Origin of the sequence: Eubacterium sp. AF19-12LB (genome assembly GCF_003479125.1) — a bacterium.
Classification (GTDB): domain Bacteria; phylum Bacillota; class Clostridia; order Lachnospirales; family Lachnospiraceae; genus Eubacterium_U; species Eubacterium_U album.
In genome coordinates this window covers 106,872-124,933 of record NZ_QUGP01000007.1, presented here as the reverse complement: position 1 = coordinate 124,933, position 18,062 = coordinate 106,872, and the positions used below count along the sequence as shown (strand labels likewise).

General features: G+C 35.8%; 18 protein-coding genes. All 18 read right to left on the bottom strand.

Features of this window, described 5'->3' with window-relative positions:
- Nucleotides 1-16: 16 nt before the first annotated feature.
- Nucleotides 17-1,621, bottom strand: coding sequence for a response regulator (locus tag DWX29_RS08720; protein ID WP_022088105.1), 1,605 nt, complete (start codon nucleotides 1,619-1,621; stop codon nucleotides 17-19).
- Between the two features lie 315 nt (nucleotides 1,622-1,936).
- Nucleotides 1,937-3,589 carry a branched-chain amino acid ABC transporter permease gene (locus DWX29_RS08715; protein WP_022088106.1) on the bottom strand — a complete coding sequence of 551 codons (1,653 nt, stop codon included), beginning with the start codon at nucleotides 3,587-3,589 and terminating at the stop codon, nucleotides 1,937-1,939.
- A gap of 18 nt (nucleotides 3,590-3,607) precedes the next feature.
- On the bottom strand, nucleotides 3,608-5,116 hold the full coding sequence (locus DWX29_RS08710; protein ID WP_022088107.1) for a sugar ABC transporter ATP-binding protein: 1,509 nt from the start codon (nucleotides 5,114-5,116) through the stop codon (nucleotides 3,608-3,610).
- An 80-nt stretch (nucleotides 5,117-5,196) separates the two neighbouring features.
- The gene (locus DWX29_RS08705; protein ID WP_118565655.1) at nucleotides 5,197-6,471 is read right to left on the bottom strand and encodes a substrate-binding domain-containing protein; all 1,275 of its coding nucleotides are present in this window, start codon (nucleotides 6,469-6,471) and stop codon (nucleotides 5,197-5,199) included.
- A 490-nt stretch (nucleotides 6,472-6,961) separates the two neighbouring features.
- Nucleotides 6,962-7,234: a HigA family addiction module antitoxin gene (locus DWX29_RS08700; RefSeq protein WP_243053251.1), complete on the bottom strand. Its 273-nt coding sequence runs from the start codon at nucleotides 7,232-7,234 to the stop codon at nucleotides 6,962-6,964.
- Between the two features lie 173 nt (nucleotides 7,235-7,407).
- A complete protein-coding gene (locus DWX29_RS08695) occupies nucleotides 7,408-7,860 on the bottom strand; it encodes an 8-oxo-dGTP diphosphatase (RefSeq protein WP_118565654.1) in 453 nt (150 codons plus the stop codon).
- Nucleotides 7,857-8,207 (bottom strand): arsenate reductase family protein, encoded by a 351-nt coding sequence (locus DWX29_RS08690; RefSeq protein WP_118565653.1) that lies wholly within the window; start codon nucleotides 8,205-8,207, stop codon nucleotides 7,857-7,859. Before DWX29_RS08690 ends, DWX29_RS08695 begins: the two co-directional genes overlap by 4 nt.
- Before the next feature lie 94 nt (nucleotides 8,208-8,301).
- Nucleotides 8,302-8,457, bottom strand: a complete 156-nt coding sequence (locus DWX29_RS12695; RefSeq protein WP_158574526.1) for a hypothetical protein — start codon at nucleotides 8,455-8,457, stop codon at nucleotides 8,302-8,304.
- A 162-nt stretch (nucleotides 8,458-8,619) separates the two neighbouring features.
- Nucleotides 8,620-9,396: a protein-ADP-ribose hydrolase gene (locus tag DWX29_RS08685; RefSeq protein WP_118565652.1), complete on the bottom strand. Its 777-nt coding sequence runs from the start codon at nucleotides 9,394-9,396 to the stop codon at nucleotides 8,620-8,622.
- The gene (locus DWX29_RS08680) at nucleotides 9,393-10,337 is read right to left on the bottom strand and encodes a Sir2 silent information regulator family NAD-dependent deacetylase (protein ID WP_118565651.1); all 945 of its coding nucleotides are present in this window, start codon (nucleotides 10,335-10,337) and stop codon (nucleotides 9,393-9,395) included. The genes DWX29_RS08685 and DWX29_RS08680 overlap by 4 nt, the downstream gene beginning before the upstream one ends.
- A gap of 3 nt (nucleotides 10,338-10,340) precedes the next feature.
- Nucleotides 10,341-10,949, bottom strand: coding sequence for a 4Fe-4S binding protein (locus DWX29_RS08675; protein WP_118565650.1), 609 nt, complete (start codon nucleotides 10,947-10,949; stop codon nucleotides 10,341-10,343).
- Between the two features lie 42 nt (nucleotides 10,950-10,991).
- Nucleotides 10,992-11,387, bottom strand: coding sequence for a pyridoxamine 5'-phosphate oxidase family protein (locus DWX29_RS08670; protein WP_118565649.1), 396 nt, complete (start codon nucleotides 11,385-11,387; stop codon nucleotides 10,992-10,994).
- A 180-nt stretch (nucleotides 11,388-11,567) separates the two neighbouring features.
- Complete coding sequence (locus DWX29_RS08665; protein WP_118565648.1) at nucleotides 11,568-12,002, bottom strand: Rrf2 family transcriptional regulator; 435 nt, start codon at nucleotides 12,000-12,002, stop codon at nucleotides 11,568-11,570.
- A 415-nt stretch (nucleotides 12,003-12,417) separates the two neighbouring features.
- Nucleotides 12,418-12,561: a hypothetical protein gene (locus DWX29_RS12965; RefSeq protein WP_243053250.1), complete on the bottom strand. Its 144-nt coding sequence runs from the start codon at nucleotides 12,559-12,561 to the stop codon at nucleotides 12,418-12,420.
- 271 nt (nucleotides 12,562-12,832) lie between these two features.
- Nucleotides 12,833-15,277 carry an ABC transporter permease gene (locus DWX29_RS08655; protein WP_118565647.1) on the bottom strand — a complete coding sequence of 815 codons (2,445 nt, stop codon included), beginning with the start codon at nucleotides 15,275-15,277 and terminating at the stop codon, nucleotides 12,833-12,835.
- Nucleotides 15,274-15,948, bottom strand: a complete 675-nt coding sequence (locus DWX29_RS08650) for an ABC transporter ATP-binding protein (protein ID WP_015520995.1) — start codon at nucleotides 15,946-15,948, stop codon at nucleotides 15,274-15,276. The genes DWX29_RS08655 and DWX29_RS08650 overlap by 4 nt, the downstream gene beginning before the upstream one ends.
- A gap of 177 nt (nucleotides 15,949-16,125) precedes the next feature.
- Complete coding sequence (locus tag DWX29_RS08645; protein WP_118565646.1) at nucleotides 16,126-17,391, bottom strand: HAMP domain-containing sensor histidine kinase; 1,266 nt, start codon at nucleotides 17,389-17,391, stop codon at nucleotides 16,126-16,128.
- On the bottom strand, nucleotides 17,367-18,056 hold the full coding sequence (locus tag DWX29_RS08640; protein ID WP_118565645.1) for a response regulator transcription factor: 690 nt from the start codon (nucleotides 18,054-18,056) through the stop codon (nucleotides 17,367-17,369). The genes DWX29_RS08645 and DWX29_RS08640 overlap by 25 nt, the downstream gene beginning before the upstream one ends.
- Between the last annotated feature and the right edge of the window lie 6 nt (nucleotides 18,057-18,062).

Genomic DNA, 18,062 nt, shown 5'->3' with positions numbered 1-18,062 from the left:
TACACGTTGTTTTATATTATTTATTTAATCTCTCATTTCTGTACTTTGATGGAGATACTCCGAATTTCTTCTTAAACACATAGCTAAAATAATTTGCATCTAAATATCCTACCTGCTCAGCTATTTTATAGCTTTTTTCATTTGTATCAAGTATCAATCCGGCTGCGATATCCATTCTGTAATCTGTAAGATATGTAACAAATGATTTACCTACTTCTTTCTTAAATACAGATGAAAAGTAAGAATTTGATACTCCCATTATAGAGCATACTTTATCCAGTGATAAATCAGGTTCCATATACCTGTCTGTTACTATATTTTGTGCATCATTAACCAAACTTCTGGATTTACTGTTTCGAACACTTTTTAATTTTTCACTTACTCCTAATGAACATTTAATAAGCCAGTTTTTCAAAGTGCTTTCGTCCATCTGAGGCACCCTTTCGTAAGGATTATTTATATCTCCTAAAAAGTCATTAAAATCTATAAAATTATTGGCACAAAATCTATAAAATGCCCCTACCATTTCCATAATCACTAAATTATACTGACTTACAGTATTTGCATTTTTATGTAATTTTTCAATTTCTTTACTAACCGCATCTTCTATTGATTTGTTGTCTCCTAAATATATCGCTTTAAACAAATCATGCATTTTAGAATCTTCTGACTGTAAAGTCATGTTCTGCTCGTTAGGTGCAATTTCTTCAATATTAATTGCCCTGTTTGTTCCATATAAAACTCTGTATGATACTGCTTCTCTTGCTCCTTCATAAGAATTGTTTATGTTTAATATGTTATCACATACTCTTCCTATACCTGCTGTAACAACAGCACCAATAACTCTGTTAACCCATTTGCAGAATTTATCACAAATATCCGTAAACTCTACCATTTTTTCTTTAGAGCTTAATTCAACAATTAGTACTGTATTCCCCAAATAAATAAATTCTTTGCAATTAAATTTTTTCGCAATTCTTTCCTTTATTTCTCTTTCTACAGACATTGATAATAGCAAGGGTTCCATATTTTCAGGAACATGATGTGTAGATGTATGGAAAACCACACAACAATAGAACGGGCCCTTTAAATCTATTTTATAGGAATCGACAAATTTTACATATTCTTCTTCATCAACTCTTCCTTCAATCAACGAAACAAACAAATTTGTCTGAAGAATTGGGAGTACATCATTAAAATAATTTTCAAGTTTTTGAACATTTAATTTTTCTTCTCTTTCCAAATCTAGTGAGTTTTTTACTCTCTTTAAACATTCAGTTAATTCGTCAGAATTTATCGGTTTTAACATATATTCTTCAACTTCAAGATGAACTGCCTCTTTTGCATATTCAAATTCGTCAAATCCGGTAAATATAATTATGTGAATATTTCTATAATCATCATTAAGCCTTTTGGACAACTCAAGTCCATCCATATATGGCATTTTAATATCTGTAATAACAACATCCGGTTGAGTTTTTTCGACAAGTTCTAATGCCTTTACTCCATTTGTTGCACTTCCGACAACTTCAAAGCCTAACTCATTCCACGCTATTTTTTGTTCAATAACATCAATAACTTCTGCCTCATCGTCAACCAGGATAACTTTATATTTATCCATAATACTTTCCTTATCTCACTCTAAATTTAATGCAATATTTTTCTCAGGCAATCTTCATATATTTAATAGAAAATCGACCTCTTTTAATTTTATTTTTTCCGTTTATCTTTTGTCAATTTATTATAACAAATAATCTATTCTAATAAAATATTTTATATAAAAGTCAACATTTTTGTTACGACAAAAGCCGTTCCCATTATCCTATAGATAATCAGAACGACTTTTTGAACGTATGATTAAAATATTTATTAACATGTCAGGATTGTGGGAGTTTGTATTATAATAAACAATCCGTATGACATATTTTTCATTATTTTATTTCTTCTGTACATACTTGAGACAGTCAAGAGTAACTGCTGCAAGAATGATGATACCTTCGAAAATGAACTGAAGGTTTGTATCAATACCAAGGATTGTAAGTGAGTATGTAAGAGATGTAAATATAAGAACACCTGTTACAACACCTGAAATCTTACCAATACCACCTGTAAATGAAACACCACCTACTACGCAGGCTGCGATAGCATCCATATCCCATCCTTGTCCATAAGCTGCACTACCTGAACCAACCATTCTGTTACATTCAAGCCATGAACCAAATCCATAAAGGATACCTGCAAGAATGAAAGCTCCCATTGTTACTTTGAATACTGAAATACCTGAAACTGCTGCTGCTTCCGGGTTTCCACCTACTGCGAATAAATTCTTTCCAAAAGTTGTCTTATTCCAAATGAACCAAACAACTGCTATTGCAACTATTGCCCATAAAATAATTGTTGGGAATCCTCCAATCTGAGGAATAAATATATTTGGAATTGCTGCATCGATTGCACCAAATGAAACACCCTTTGTTGCGTAAGTTACAAGACCAAATATAATAAGCATGTTGGCCATAGTTGATATGAACGGATGCATTTTGAACTTAGCCATAAAGAATCCGGCTATCATTGCAAAACATGTTGTAAGGATTATACAAACAACTAAAGCTAAAATTGCTCTTGCGCTCGGAGCCATATTTGAAAAATCAAATATATGTCCAAATACGCCACCTGTGTTTATGCCGTTATGCATTATGATTGTTGATGCAACCATACCCATACCAACCATACGACCAACCGAGAGGTCAGTTCCTGTCAAAAGGATTAAGCCTGCAACACCGAGGGCAAGGAACATTCTAGGTGATGCCTGCTGTAAAATGTTAAGTATATTTGTGTATGTAAGGAGTTGAGTATTTTTAACAACCGGAGTAATTGCGCATAACCCAATAAATATCAAAATGATAACAATATACAAACCATTTTTATATAGGAACTGTGACAAGTTGAAAGTATATTTATAATTTTCAATTCGCTGCTCTGTTTTCTGAGCAAATGTATATTTTGATGTACGCAATAAATCAATTAAATGATACTTATGCATAAATGCATCATGTTTTCTATCTTTAATTTCCTGACACTTTGACTCGTGAGTCATTTTTGAATCATACAATTTATTTTTATATACATATTTTTCATCTTTAATTTCATCTGAATCAGACAATTTGCTTAAAGCATTTTCATGTTCTGTCTTCAATTCAGCGCAAGTCTTTTCATACTTGTTTTTTTCATCAATTTTTTCGCTTTCACAACTAGCTACTACTCTATTGTAATATTGGCTGTTGTAATTCTTTGAAAGATAATCTTCAGCCTGGGCAATAAGTTTTGATACCTTATCTTTATTTGAATTTTCAACTGCTTTTGCCTGTTCTAAAGCCTTCTTATCACTTTCAATAATTTTTGCTTTTTCTTCTTTAGTTAAATTTTTATTTTCTTTTACGATAGCAATATGATTCTTTAAACTTCTGACTTTATCAGAACCATCTGCGCGTAATTCGTCAATCTGACTTTGTATTTTACCTACATATTCATCTATCGGCTTAAGAAGTTTTTCTTCTTCCTCAGCTGAAAGAATAACGCCTTTTTCTGCCATATCAAATACTCCTCTCTTCTACAAATATTTAGCACTAAGTCTTAATAATTCTTCCTGATTTGTTTCTTTTGTATTAACTATTCCTGCAAGATGTCCGTTAGACATAACACCAATACGATTTGTAATTCCTAAAATCTCAGGCATTTCAGATGAAACAACTATTATTGTTTTTCCCTGCTTTGCCATGTTAATTATCAGTTCATAAATTTCGTATTTTGCACCAACATCAATACCTCTTGTAGGGTCATCCATCATAAATACATTTGGTGAACGTTCAAGCCATTTACCAAATATGGCTTTCTGCTGATTTCCTCCTGAAAGATTTGAAATCATATCATCAGGTCCCATACATTTAGTATGCATTACCTTTATTTCTTCTGCAGTTGCACGAACCATATCATCCTTTGACAATGCAATGCCTCTCTTGTAATGGTTCATATTTGCAATCGTTGTATTAAATGTAATGTCACCCTTAAGGAAAAGACCATTCGCTTTTCTTTCTTCTGTTATCAAAGCAAATCCATGATCCATGGCATCTTTAGGCGATGAAAAATTCATTATCTTTCCATCATAAATTACATTACCGGCTGCTCTTGTTCTCATACCAAATATAGTTTCAAGGAGTTCTGTTCGACCGGCTCCTACTAATCCATAAAATCCAAATATTTCACCTTTTCTTATGTCAAATGAAATATTTTGAAGTTTCGGTGCATACTTAGTAGACAAGTTTTCAACTGAGAAAATTACTTCTCCCGGTTCATTATCTACAGGTGGGAATCTGTTATCAAGAGAACGACCAACCATTGCTGATATAAGTTCATTCATGTTTGTATCTTTACTGTCCTTTGTCATTACCAGACTTCCATCTCGTAAAACTGAAATTTGATCACATATTTCAAATATTTCATCCATCTTATGTGAAATATATATTAATGAAATTCCCTGACTCTTTAACTGTCTCATCATTTTAAACAGCTTTTCTACTTCAGGTGCTGTTAATGATGATGTTGGTTCGTCAAGTACTATTACTTTTGAGTTATATGATATAGCCTTTGCAATTTCACACATCTGTCTCTGTGATACAGACATTTTCTTCATTGGCTGTGTCATATTAACTGTAATTCCTAATTTTCTAAATAAATCGGAAGCTTCTTTTTTCATTCTACCTTCGTCAACCACGCCTAATGAGTTCTTAGGATATCTGCCTAAAAACAGGTTGTCAACAACGCTTCTTTCGAGACACTGATTAAGTTCCTGATGAACCATAGCAACTCCATTTTCAAGTGCGTCTTTAGGTCCGGAAAAATTAACTTCCCTGCCATCTAATATTATAGTTCCTTCGTCCTTTTGGTAAGTTCCGAAGAGACACTTCATCATTGTCGATTTGCCTGCTCCATTTTCACCCATAAGGCCCATTATTGATCCCGGTTTAACATTTAAATTAATATGTTTCAGAACCTTATTTCGGCCGAATGATTTACTCATGCCATTAATCGACAAGATGTATTCATTCTTATCTTCCACCATATCTACACTTCCTCTTTCTTTTTTAAAGAAGGGAGGCTTTATCTGCCACCCTTCTTATTAAATTATCCAAACTTACAATTCTATTTTGAAAGAATTGATGTATATGAAGCTGCATTATCTGTTTTAACCATGTTAATTGCAAATGCGTCATATTCGCTTGGGTTACCTAAACGGTTAGTAATATTTGATTCTGTCTGTCCGTCACCACCGATGTAATCTACTTTAAGGTTAAGAAGATCATCGTATTTTTCAAGTAATGGCTGATATGTTGAACTAAGGAAGTTATCTGATGCATTGTAAATGTTAAGCCATACTTTCTTTTCTGCGCTCTTGCCTGAATCAAGCTGATTTGAAACTTTGTCATAAATCTTTGTTGAATCTGTAAAGTCTTTATAGTTATCTGCTGTTACAGCAACGTTTAATGCGTAATATGATCTTTCTTCTTCACTGTATCTGTAATCTTCATCCTTTGTGAGACAGTTACCTGCATCATCAGGTGTTCCTATACCTGTATCAATATCTACACCATCAAGTGCGTTACGAAGAACTCTAAGTGTAAGATATGCCTGAACGTCTGCATGCTGTGAAATTGTTCCGCCGTATCCTTCTGCTATAGCTGCTACTGCATCACTATTTGCATCGTATCCAAATGTTGGAACCTTGTTATCTTTAGCCCATGCATTAAACATTGACATTCCCATACCATCGTTATTTGAAACAACTACATCAATCTGCTTTCCGAATGAAGCTGTCCATGTTCCAATTGCATTTCCTGCTGTTGCTGCATCCCATGTTGCTCCTGCTGAGTTCTTCATTTCCTGTGATGCTAATTCTCTGATTGTGTATGTCTTTCCGTTAACCTCTAAAGTTGCATCCTTTACAGCCTTTGATGTTCCATCAACATTTGTTCCTGCTGGTGATGAATCAACGCTTCCTGCTTTTTCAACTGCTGTTCCAAGTGCTGAACGAACACCACATGTACGAGCAATTGAATCGTTATGTCCGATATCTCCTATTGCAAGAACATAACCGATTACTCCATCTCCGTTTCTATCAATTTTATCGATGTTCTTCTTAATGTAATCAAGTACCATCTGTCCCTGAAGTTCTGCACCCTGGTTAGCATCAAATCCTACATAATATGTATCTTTGTTGAAATTAAGTGCTGTTGTATCAAGTTCACCTGTTGAGCTATTTGATGGCTGACGGTTAAACCAACATAATGGTTTATCCTTATTTGCCACTGAACTAGCTGAACCTGAGCCACCTGAACTTCCGCCAGATGTTCCACAACCTACCATTGATACTCCGAGCACTGCGGCTACTAAAACTGTTAATAATTTTGACTTTCTCATTAAACATTCCTCCTATTTGTTAATATTGTCGTTTTTTTCCTGTCTCATTGACTAAATTTATTATAAATTTTATAGTCCCTAAAAAAAATAGAATATTTTTAGATAAAATATCAAAATTTTACTGTTTTTTTACGATTTTTATAGATATTTTTACTAAAATCGTTTTTATTGTTGATATGGATTTTATGTCGTCTTAATAAAAAAAAGTGCAAACCAATAACTGATTTGCACCCCTTGAAACTATAAATATATTATATTTTAGGATTTTTCTTAATTCTAATTATTAGCAAAATTTACTTTTTCTTCCTGTTAAATATTTTTCTTACCCATGGAATATTCCCTGCCTCTAAAGTATTTCCCGGTCCGCAATACGGACACCACATTCGTCCTATGTCAGGATTCCATGCATATCTCCTTTTGCATCTTGGACATATTTTATACATAGGTACAATATACATCATCTCCATTGTTATATCAGGAAAATTTTTTCTTATGTCTGCTGCATTTCAATAAGTTTTCTATCATAAGTATTTTGTAAATTCTGCCATACTTCTACACTTGTTCCCATCATAGCTGATAGTTTCTTTGCTAAATCATTTGATATATTAGCCTGACCGTTAATCAATTTGCTTAATGTTTTAGCTGTTGTTCCCATTCTTTTAGCAAATTCAGCCTGACTAACTTCCATATCCTCGATAATATCAGCAATATAATAGCCTGGGTGAAATGCCACTATATCTTTGTATTTTTTCACATTACTCATAATGGTTAGACACCTCCGTTACTTTTACAATCTTAATTATTTTACATTGAGATAAGATATCGCCTTCCGTGATTTCCTGTCCTTCATTATCACAAGGAATCATAGTAACCCTATATCCGGTATTACCTAATCTTATACTCCATTCATCTTTTCTATTACCTTTTAAGTAATTTTCATTTCAACTCATGTCTCCACTCGCCGTCTTTAACCACATAGTGAAATTCACTGATATCATCTTGAAGAAAAACTTTCAGCATGTCGTCCATATCGCTTGCCATTTTTTCTTTCTTCATTTGCCCTAAAGGCATCCATTTTACTTCACCTTCATCTGATGATTTTAAGGTTCCGCTGAATTTATTTGTTTTATAAAATACAACTATGTATCTCGAACCGTCTTCTCTCGGCCAATCTTTTGTCCCGCAAATTCTTGGATTTTCTATTGTTAACCCGGTTTCTTCATATACTTCACGTATTACCGAATCTACAAACGATTCACCTTTTTCAACATGACCACCGGGGAATGTCAAGCCTCCCCAATTTTCATCTATCTTGTCCTGTACAAGTACATTTCCTTTGTCATCATATACCATGCACATATTTGTTAGCGTTACCTGTTCTGTTCTCATTTAATTGCCTCGCTCCATTCACTTTCCTTAAAACCTGTTAACACTGTATTTTCTCCAACTATAAGCGGACGCTTCACAAGCATGCCATTAGTTGCTAATAATTGTAACTGCTTATCTTCACTCATTGTAGGCAACTTATCTTTAAGTTTCATCTCTTTATATAATAATCCGCTGGTATTAAAAAATCTTTTAATTGGCAAACCACTTTTATTAAACCACTCTTTTAATTCATCATATGTTGGATTGTTTTCCACTATATGACGCTCTGTGTATTCCACATTATGTTCGTCCAACCACTTTTTAGCCTTTTTGCAAGTTGAACATTTTGGATAACATATAAATAACATTTTTTCACCATCCTTTATTAATTTCTTTTAAATATTCTATAAATTTCTTAACTGCAAAATTCAATATTTTTCTATCCTTCATTGCCAATGTAATCTAGCTTATTTTGCCGATTTTATTATTAATGTCTGCATAATTTATAAAAATGGCACTATATAAATCGGCATTCCACCAACCAGCATATATAGCCGAAATTGTTAACTGTTTACGATTAATTACATCTTCTAATCCCTGATTCATCATACTCATCATAACGATTTTGCAGTAAATTTGCAAGAAACTACTAATTACATTTAGGCTAAATAACATAAACATACTTTGAAGGGCAAATAAAAAAAACAGAGCAAATGTCAAGTGTACATCTTCTCTGTTTCCTTTTGCCCATTAAGATATATCAGATATTCCAACAGATACCTATAACAAGTGACTGTATATTTCTAAATCTTCGTTCTTAAATACATTAAATATTACCTTTTTGATTCTGTCATCTTTTTTCAAAAATTGCATTACTGTTTCCGTAGCAATTTCAGCAGCCCTCTGCTGTGGGAATCTAAAGACTCCTGTGGATAAGCAACAAAATGCTATGGATTCCACCCCTGTATCAGCAGCAAGCTTTAAGCACTCTGTGTAACAACTTGCAAGCAAAGCCTCATCTTCTCTTGTAACTTTCCATTGTATGATAGGTCCTACTGTGTGAAGAACATATTTTGCCGGAAGGTTGTATCCTGATGTAATCTTTGCTTTTCCAGTTTCCTCTTCATGCCCCTGCTTTGTCATAATCTCATGCATTTTCAAACGAAGCTCTACTCCTGCATAAGTATGAATAAAATTATCAATACAGGCATGCATAGGTGAAAAGCATCCAAGCATCTGTGAGTTGCAAGCATTTACGATTGCGTCACATTTCAAAGTGGTAATATCTCCCTGCCAGATATATAATCTTGAATCGGATTTCACAGGTGTAAGAGTTGCAACATCTGTGATACCACGCTCTATATTTCTTTCAGTAAGATACTCATCCTGTATTTTCAAAAATTCATGACTTATTTGTCTTGGTGGTCTGACATTCATAAGTGAGCGCAACAGATTCTCCTGCCCCTGCTTATCCGCGGGAATACTCTGTCTACCAAACCTTATTTCTTCTTTTAAAAGATACTTAATCAAATATTCTCTTCGCTCATTCTGGTTCATAATACCTGTCCCCTTATATCTGTAATTGCCTTTTCCATACCACCGCCGATACCGATTGCGCGTTTTCCTAAACTTTCCGGTACGACTGCTTCATCCATATTCAGACGAATCAGGCTATAAGATGGATTCTCCCGCACCATCTTTTCAAAAGGAAAGCGTATGATGATTGGTGTATTAAATCCAACTCCAAGTTCCAGGAGCACGACTTTTTTGTCTTTATTCTGCTCCAGAAAATCAGCATATCTGTCAGCTGCCTCATGCCACGCTTCATCTTCGACAAAATAGTTATCGCAACGGAGGTTCATAGCCATATTTCCGCCACACATCGGACATTTTGGTACAAGTTCTGATGGAATTAGACAGTCTTTTCTTGCTTCATCCATCTTTCTAAACAGTTCTTCCGCATCATATGTCTTTGAATGACACCCTCTCTGGCATTGTATTTTACCATAATCTCCCTGTGTTGCAAATATTCTGTTTTCATCAAACCCCGCTTTATAAAACTGGTAATCTACATTAGTTGTTAGTACAAAATATTCTTTATTCTTTACAATATCATAGAGTTCTTTATAAAGTGGTAATGCCGGAGGAGCAAAGCGGTTCATCAATGCATGTTTTGACCAGTATCCCCACTTTGCCTCCTCAGACGGATATGGATAAAATCCTGCTGCATACATGTCTGTCATATAGTGCCCACCGTATTTTTTTATAAATTCTGCAAAATTGTCCGTAAACCTTTTACCGCCATACTGAATTCCTGCCGCTGTAGATGCTCCGGCTCCTGCTCCGATTATAACACACTCTGCATTTCTTATATATTTTGCCGCCATACCAATCTGGTCTTCATATGCATTCTTTTGAAATACATAATCCCTTGCCGGAGTACTACATAAAAAATTTCTCCAGTCAACATGTCCTTTTCTGATTTTCTTAAAAAACATAGCTTAACCTCTTTTCTCAATGCACTGCTTTGGACATATTTCTGCACATCTTCCGCAATGCAGACAATGATTCTGGTTGATTACAACCGGAACAGATGACATATCAATACACTTTTGTGGGCATACAGAATAACACAGTTTACATCCGATACAGTCTTTTCCAACAAAATAACCTGTCTGAAACGCTTCGACTTTCCCGATTGTTATAGTATCCCTCACAATATTAGATAGATTTCTGATATCAAAATATTCACCCTGTGCTTCATACAACTGAAATACTTCGATTGCTTCTTTCGTATCTCCGGGGTAAATTTTCTTCATATAAGGATTTCTCTCAAACATAATATCAAGATTCTTTTTCCCGATATTCTTTATTTTTCCACGAAGGGATACTGCTATTTTATCCTTTGTTGCAGATATTGCCACATACTGCTGATCCATCAGTTGGTCATAAAATGCTTTTCCCTTTGCCGTGAGGAAATATACACCTTCTTCATCAAAGTACATCATATCTATGATTCTTGTCTGAGGGTGTCCATCCAAACTTATTGTAGCTACTGTTGTTGAGTGGATTTCATCCACCAGAAGTTTGAGATAATCCATTTTTGTCATTTCAAAGTCTTTCCTTTCAATTTTCCTGTTGATTGTCTATTGTTAGAATTCATAAGGTGTATTTCCTGAAAAATCAGCAATCACACCATGAGGATTTTCAAGATAGAACACCTCAAAAATTGGATTATCCGCTGTCTGATACTGTCCCTTAACGATAGGATTGTTCATGCATCCTTCCTTTACGCTCATGTTATTCTCAAATACTGCTTTGCCATGAAGACGAATCCATGCATATTCAGGAGAAGAAACAGAAACTTCTATCTCAGGATTTTCCTGCATATCCTTGTAAACATCCTTTGTGTTATTGGTACAGAACCAAAGCTTTCCATCCTGCTCGAAACAAAACATGAATGGACGACATTTTGCCTTTCCATCTCTTCCAACTGTTGCTAAATACTGAACCGGGTTTTTCTGTAAAAATTCTACTACTTTCTGCATTTTATAGTACCTCCTTAAATTATATAAGTTGTTGTAACATTTATTGTTACATCTTGCAAGTGTACTATAGCATTTATTTGTTGTAACGTCAATAGTTACATCAAACATTTTTTAACTTTTCTCATTACAACAGATATTCAAGCAAAAAAGCTCCGGAAATCACATCCGAAGCCTTATCTTCTATTCTTTTTCTGTATATACTGCAATATCTTTTTTCACATCAGCAAGTGTCATTTCTGAAAGTTTCTCTTCCATAGTTCTTTGCACCTCTAACAGTCTCTTATCAAGAACATGATGAATATTTTTTCCTACAGGACATTTCTGATTTGGTTTCTCATGAAAATGAAACAATTGTTCATCCGGTGCACATTCTACAGCCTTATACACATCTAGGAATGTAATCTGTTCAAGCGGTCTGGTAATCGTCACTCCACCAGTCCCTCTTGCAACTTCAATAAGACCGGCAGCCTTTAACTGCTGCAATATTTTACGGACAATAACCGGATTGGTTCCAATACTGGTTGCCATAAAATCACTTGTCATCTTCTGGTCTGAAAATGTATCTATACAGGCAAACATATGGATTGCCATTGTAAATCTGCTGGAAATCTGCATTATCAACACCTCACTTTGACAGTAATCATATCAAAAAGTAGATGTAATTTCAATGGTTACATTATTTTTACTGAACACATATGAAATTTCACAGAAAATAGCACAAATTGTTTTTACAAAGCTTATATAATGTGCAAAATATCATATACCGCCGGGCAAATTTGTAATAAAATATATTTATATAAGCCAAACGTGAAACGATGAATTTTATACAGAGGAAAGTCTTTTTCTTCAACAATATTTTATTTATGGAAATGAACCACTTCTTACCAATACCATTGCTCTGAACTCCGTTCTTTACAAAAAGCAGGTCAAGATGGTTATGCTGTGTACTCTCATTGATAATAACAACTGCATCGCCCACCATTTCTCCATCGACAACAGCTTTATAGACAGCAGAACCCTCCGCATTCACCTACTGGTCAATGTCCTTTTCAGGCAGAATAACAGCATCTGTTTTCCCGAAAGCATCTTCAAAACCTTTCTGAAATGTTTCCTGCATATCAGACTTGTATTGCGTTAATTCTTTTGGTTCTATACAAACTAATTGAAAGGTCATTTTATATCTATCTCCTTAAAAATACCGATTGAGATTTCACCTATTTTAAGAGATTTATTAACTGTTATATTTTGTTATTAAATTCTCTGTAAACCCTTGAAAACGCTGGATTTGTCTCAGGTGAACTTTCCCTTATTGTTTCCCTTGTGTTATATATTCCCATATAAGTTTACGAACTCTGATAAGGGAAAATACAAGGGCACAGAATCTTTTGACGTATACTCGCAAACCAAGCTGTCACTCATTGTCCGAGTGACAGCCTGGTTACTTGCTATCCCTGATACCTTATTCTTTCAACCAGCGTTTCCTTTTTCAGATTACTGCTTAAAGCGCAGGAAAGTACAATCTGCAACAGACCGACCAAAAAAATCATAATAAAAATTGGTACGATTGGAACATGATAGATATTCATTCCAAATATTCCATTATGTTTTGCATAGGAAAAAAGTGCATAGCCGAGCGGCAGACCAATGATCAAAGCTACGCATATGGTGCCAACCGTAAAAATCAGTCCCTGTAACTGCAGGCATAAATTTAATTGTTTATTTGTCATACCCACAGCCTGCAATACACCATATTCCTGCTTTTTTGTCGTAATATTCATAATCATGGTGTTTGCCATATTCATAAAACCGATGAGTCCTACAACCGCCATAAACAGATAACAGCCAAGCTTCATCATGCGGGCTGCGACTTCTGCATATTGTAACTGCGCATGATAAGTATCCATTTTTATATGTGAAGATTTAGAAATCAAAGTATTCAGACTCTGTTCCACAGATGCCACATCTTTTTTATCACAGTCCACCCACAGATAGCCATAGGCTGTTCCTCTCGGATGCATGGAACGGTATACACCTTCCGGAATGACAAGATAAGTGTCCGCATTTACAAAGGATCCTGCAATCTTCCCCTGATAGGTATAGGTTCCACTTCCATTCTCAAAGTCAAATGCAATGGATTCACCCGGAGCATATCCATCTTGTTCCATCCACGCCGACCAGCCAAAGAAAATATCACCATTCTTTACCGCCTGATCATAGTCCATAGAGCCAATATCCCCATCTTGGCGCATAAAATCAAAATCCTTTTTACTCACAATATCAGCCGGAAATCTTGTTCCGTTCAGATTTACAGAGACAATCTCTCTCGTTATGACATCTGTCACTCCCGGAATGCTTTTGATTTCTTCAATCAGCGAATCATTCAATGGATTATCCGTCAGAATCGTATCCAGATTATTCTCCGGATATCTTTCATCATACTCATCAGAATAGTCAAGCTGCAGTTCAAATTGTCCATGATTTATGTAACGACGTGCTTCATGCTCCGTGTCAATATTTCCCACATAATTAGAGATAGTCACAAACAATACGCAAGAAAAACCCATTGTGAGGATAGTACCAATAGTTCTTTTGGGATTACCCGTTACATTTGCCATTGCCATTGAAAATACGGTGACATTTTTTCTGCCATTTCGTTTTCCTTTTTTTTGTGTTTCTGCATTTTCTAAATACCGTGTTGCTTCGATAGGTGAAATCCGTGAAACAATTTTCATTGGTTTACGCAGTGCCAAAGCAACGGTAAGAAATGATACGAAAATACATAGAAGCATAACAGGAAGGGAAAACAGTGGCACCTGCTGATTTTGGACTCCCATAGAGTCAGTTCCGGTTGATACAAGGTTTCCCTGTTCTACCAGCCAGTTAAAACCGCATTTTGCAATCAGAAAGCCAAAAAGCAATCCAACCGGCATTGAAAAAAAGGTCAAAAAAATGCCCTCTCTGAAGATCAGTTGTTTCATCTGCTTTTTTGTCGCTCCCAGAGCCTTGATTTTTCCATACTCCTGTATCTTGTTGACAATACCGACCTGAAAAATATTATAAACGACCACAACAGAGAAAAGTACAATTGCAAGAATCAGAATTCCACATACCGCAATCGTTTCATAACTCGGCTGCAAGACCCATTGCAAATAGAGATCATTGACTATAACGTTTTTTTCTTCGATTCCACAAGCTGCTGCAATCTGCTTTATAACCGGTTCAATATTATTCATAGATACATTTGCAGAATCATTTAAAGTAAAATAAATATTATACTGTCTGTCATTCTCTGCGACGTGCTCATCATAAAACTCCTGTGACCCGAAAGCAACATAAGATGCCTCGATGGTATACTCATCCCGATCATATAGGATTCCGCTGACAACAAATTCTTCCGGCTTATATTCTGACTGCATCCCTGCACGGTAATCCAGTGTAACCGTATCTCCGACCTTTACATCATCATATCCCATTGCACGAAAAAAAGCTCTTCCGGCAGCAATTTCCTGCATTTTTTCCGGATACTTTCCTTCCTTTAACTCATATTCTTTATTATAAGGAAGCATTTTTCTTGTAGTCTCATCCATGCAGACAAAACCACCGTTTTCGTTGCCTTTAATTATGCCTTCTGTACACATAATTCCTATTGCATCTATTTCTGCACGTCGGCTTACTTCCTTTAACTGCGAGGCATCTGCTGCGACAAACAAACCATAATTGCTTCCATATGAGCCTGCCGCCTGACTTTTCTGTAAACGAATCATTCCATTTCCCACAGTACTGATAATCACAAGCAGCATCGTAGTCAGACATATGGACATCATAATCAGTATACTTCTTGTCTTGTTCTTTTTGTCATTGCTATATGCAATCCTGCTTATTGTCTTCATCTAAAATCCACCACCTGTCCATCCTCAATTACCAGAATACGATCAGCAACCTGTGCAATTTCGTCATCATGGGTAATCATTACAATTGTCTGTCCATATTTTTTTGCTGTCATCTTAAGCAGGGCGATCACCTCATCACTGGTCTTGGAATCAAGATTTCCTGTCGGCTCATCTGCAAATATAATTTCCGGACGATTCACCAGTGCTCTTGCAATTGCTACTCTCTGCTGCTGTCCTCCGGATAACTGATTTGGCAGATTGTAAATCCTCTTTTCAATCCCCAGAGTTGCAATAATATCATTTACATACGCTTCATCCACTTTTCTTCCATCCAGCCCCAGTGGCAGTACAATATTTTCCCAGACATTAACAGATGAAACCAGATTAAATGCCTGAAAAACAAATCCGATTTTTCTTCTGCGGAAAACAGCAAGGGCATCTTCCTTCATCCTGTATAAATCTTTTCCTGCTAAAGTAACACTGCCTTTTGTCGGGGTGTCTAGCCCTCCAAGCATATGAAGTAATGTACTTTTACCGGAACCTGACTTTCCAACAATTGCGACAAATTCTCCCTGCTCAATCTGAATGTCCACCTGATTGACCGCTTTGACCTGATTCTCACCTGCGCCATAAAACTTACAAAGCTGCTTGGTTTCTAATATCACACTCATGTGTTGCCTCCTTTTCAATTCTGTAAAGCGTACCTTTTCAGCACGCTTTCTTTGCCTGTTTATATATTTGGTCATTTTTCAACCTACATCCAAATTGTATCAGGACAATCTTTCATTTCACTTTCAAAAAACGAGCAGAAATCTTACAGAATTGTAAGATTTCTGCTCACTTAAAATTTAATCAACATATGGTAATTGAATCACAAACGTGCTTCCTTTTTTCTTTTTGCCGGAGGTTACCGTAATCGTACCTCCGTGTTTTTCGATAATTTCTCTCGATAGAAAAAGTCCGATTCCCGTGCCACTCTCTTCCCTGACCTCCCTGGAACCTCCTCTGTAAAATCGTTGAAAAATTTTGTGATACTCATTCTGCGGAATACCGATTCCCTGATCCTCAATTTCCATTCTTACAAGATCGTTTCTTTTTTGTAACCGGATAAATATTTTTGAACCACCCGGACTGTACTTGATTGCATTATCCAAAACGTTGATCACAGCTTCACCAAGCCACCTTTTATCCTGCACAACCATACATGTTTCCAGCTCTTTTGCATAGTCAAAAACGAATTCAATTTCTTTCTCATCCGCTTTTGGATAAGTACGGTTCACAGCAGATATGACAGTATCCATAAGCGAAAGTTTTTTCTTATTAATCTGAATCAGTCCGGTTTCCATCTTGGATATTTCAAGAAGCGACTGCAATAATGTCTCCAGTCCATCCAGAGCACTCCGACAACGAATACGAAACTCCTCCTGTTCTGTGGCACTTAAGTCATTCTGCATCAGCACACTAAAACATGTATCCAAAGCTGCAACCGGTGTCTTTAACTGGTGAGAGATATCAGAAACCATTTCTTTCGTGCTCTCTTTTTCTTCCCGTGCTTCTTCCTTTAGCAACTGAATATGATGTCCGATTGCTTCAAGCTGGTCATTCAATTTTTCCAGTTCAGCGTGATTTTCCGTTTTAAGTAAATCATCAAATTTATTTTCACGGAATCTGATCAGAATTTCTTCTAACTGGTCTAAAATTTTCTGATGACACGCATCTTCTGTCTTCTTCCAATAAAATAAAATAATCAAAAGAAGCACGCATATCACAGTGCTTACAGCACCGGTCACCATAACCTGATGCCGGAATTGCAAATAAAACACATTCCCTTTATTTCCCCAGTATCCATATTGCTCCAATAATCGCCTTCCCTGTTCGTTGGTTTCAATATCCTTATCCTTAAGCAATTCCGAAACAGCATCCAGCCCGGAAAATTTTTCCTTTGCTGCAATTTCTGTCATAAGATTCATTTTATATTTATAATCTTCATAAAACACATACGTGGTAAAGCAATTTAATATTGCAAACAATAATATGACAGGTAATACCAAGGAGAGCACTACTGTAATCTTCTTGCGATATCTCTTTGTCACTGCCTTACCTCCTGATTCCATATATACCCAAGACCTCTGATATTCTTTATATAGACCGGTGCAGCCGGATTGTCTTCGATTTTCTCACGGAGTCTTCTGATATTGACAGCGATTGTATTTTCATCCACAAAATCCCCTTCCAGCTCAAACACATTTTCCAATATTTGTGTTTTTGAAAGAATCTGTTTCGGATTCTGAAGAAAAAAAGTCAGCATTTTCAACTCCGTTTTTGTCAGACTAATTTCACGACTCTTTATCAGGACTTTCATTTCTCCTGCGATAAATACGATATCTCCCGAAATCATCTTTCCGGCTTCCGTTTTCTCCTGTCTGCGGCGGAAATGTGCTTCTATTTTCAAAAGAAGTACCGAAAGACTAAACGGCTTTGTAATATAATCATCTGCCCCTGCTTCATATCCCATGACCTGATCCATCTCCTGATCTAGTGCTGTAAGACAAATAATGTATGTATTATAATTGCATCTCATCCACCTTACAAATTCCAGTCCATTTCCATCCGGAAGATTCACATCACAAATGGTAACATCCACATTATTATCACTTGCAATTCTTTTCGCTTTTTTCACTGATTCTGCTGAAAAAACCTCATATCCGGATTTTTTCAGTGAGAATGTAATTCCACGATTTAAATTTTCATCATCTTCAACCACGAGTATACCTGGCATAGCATA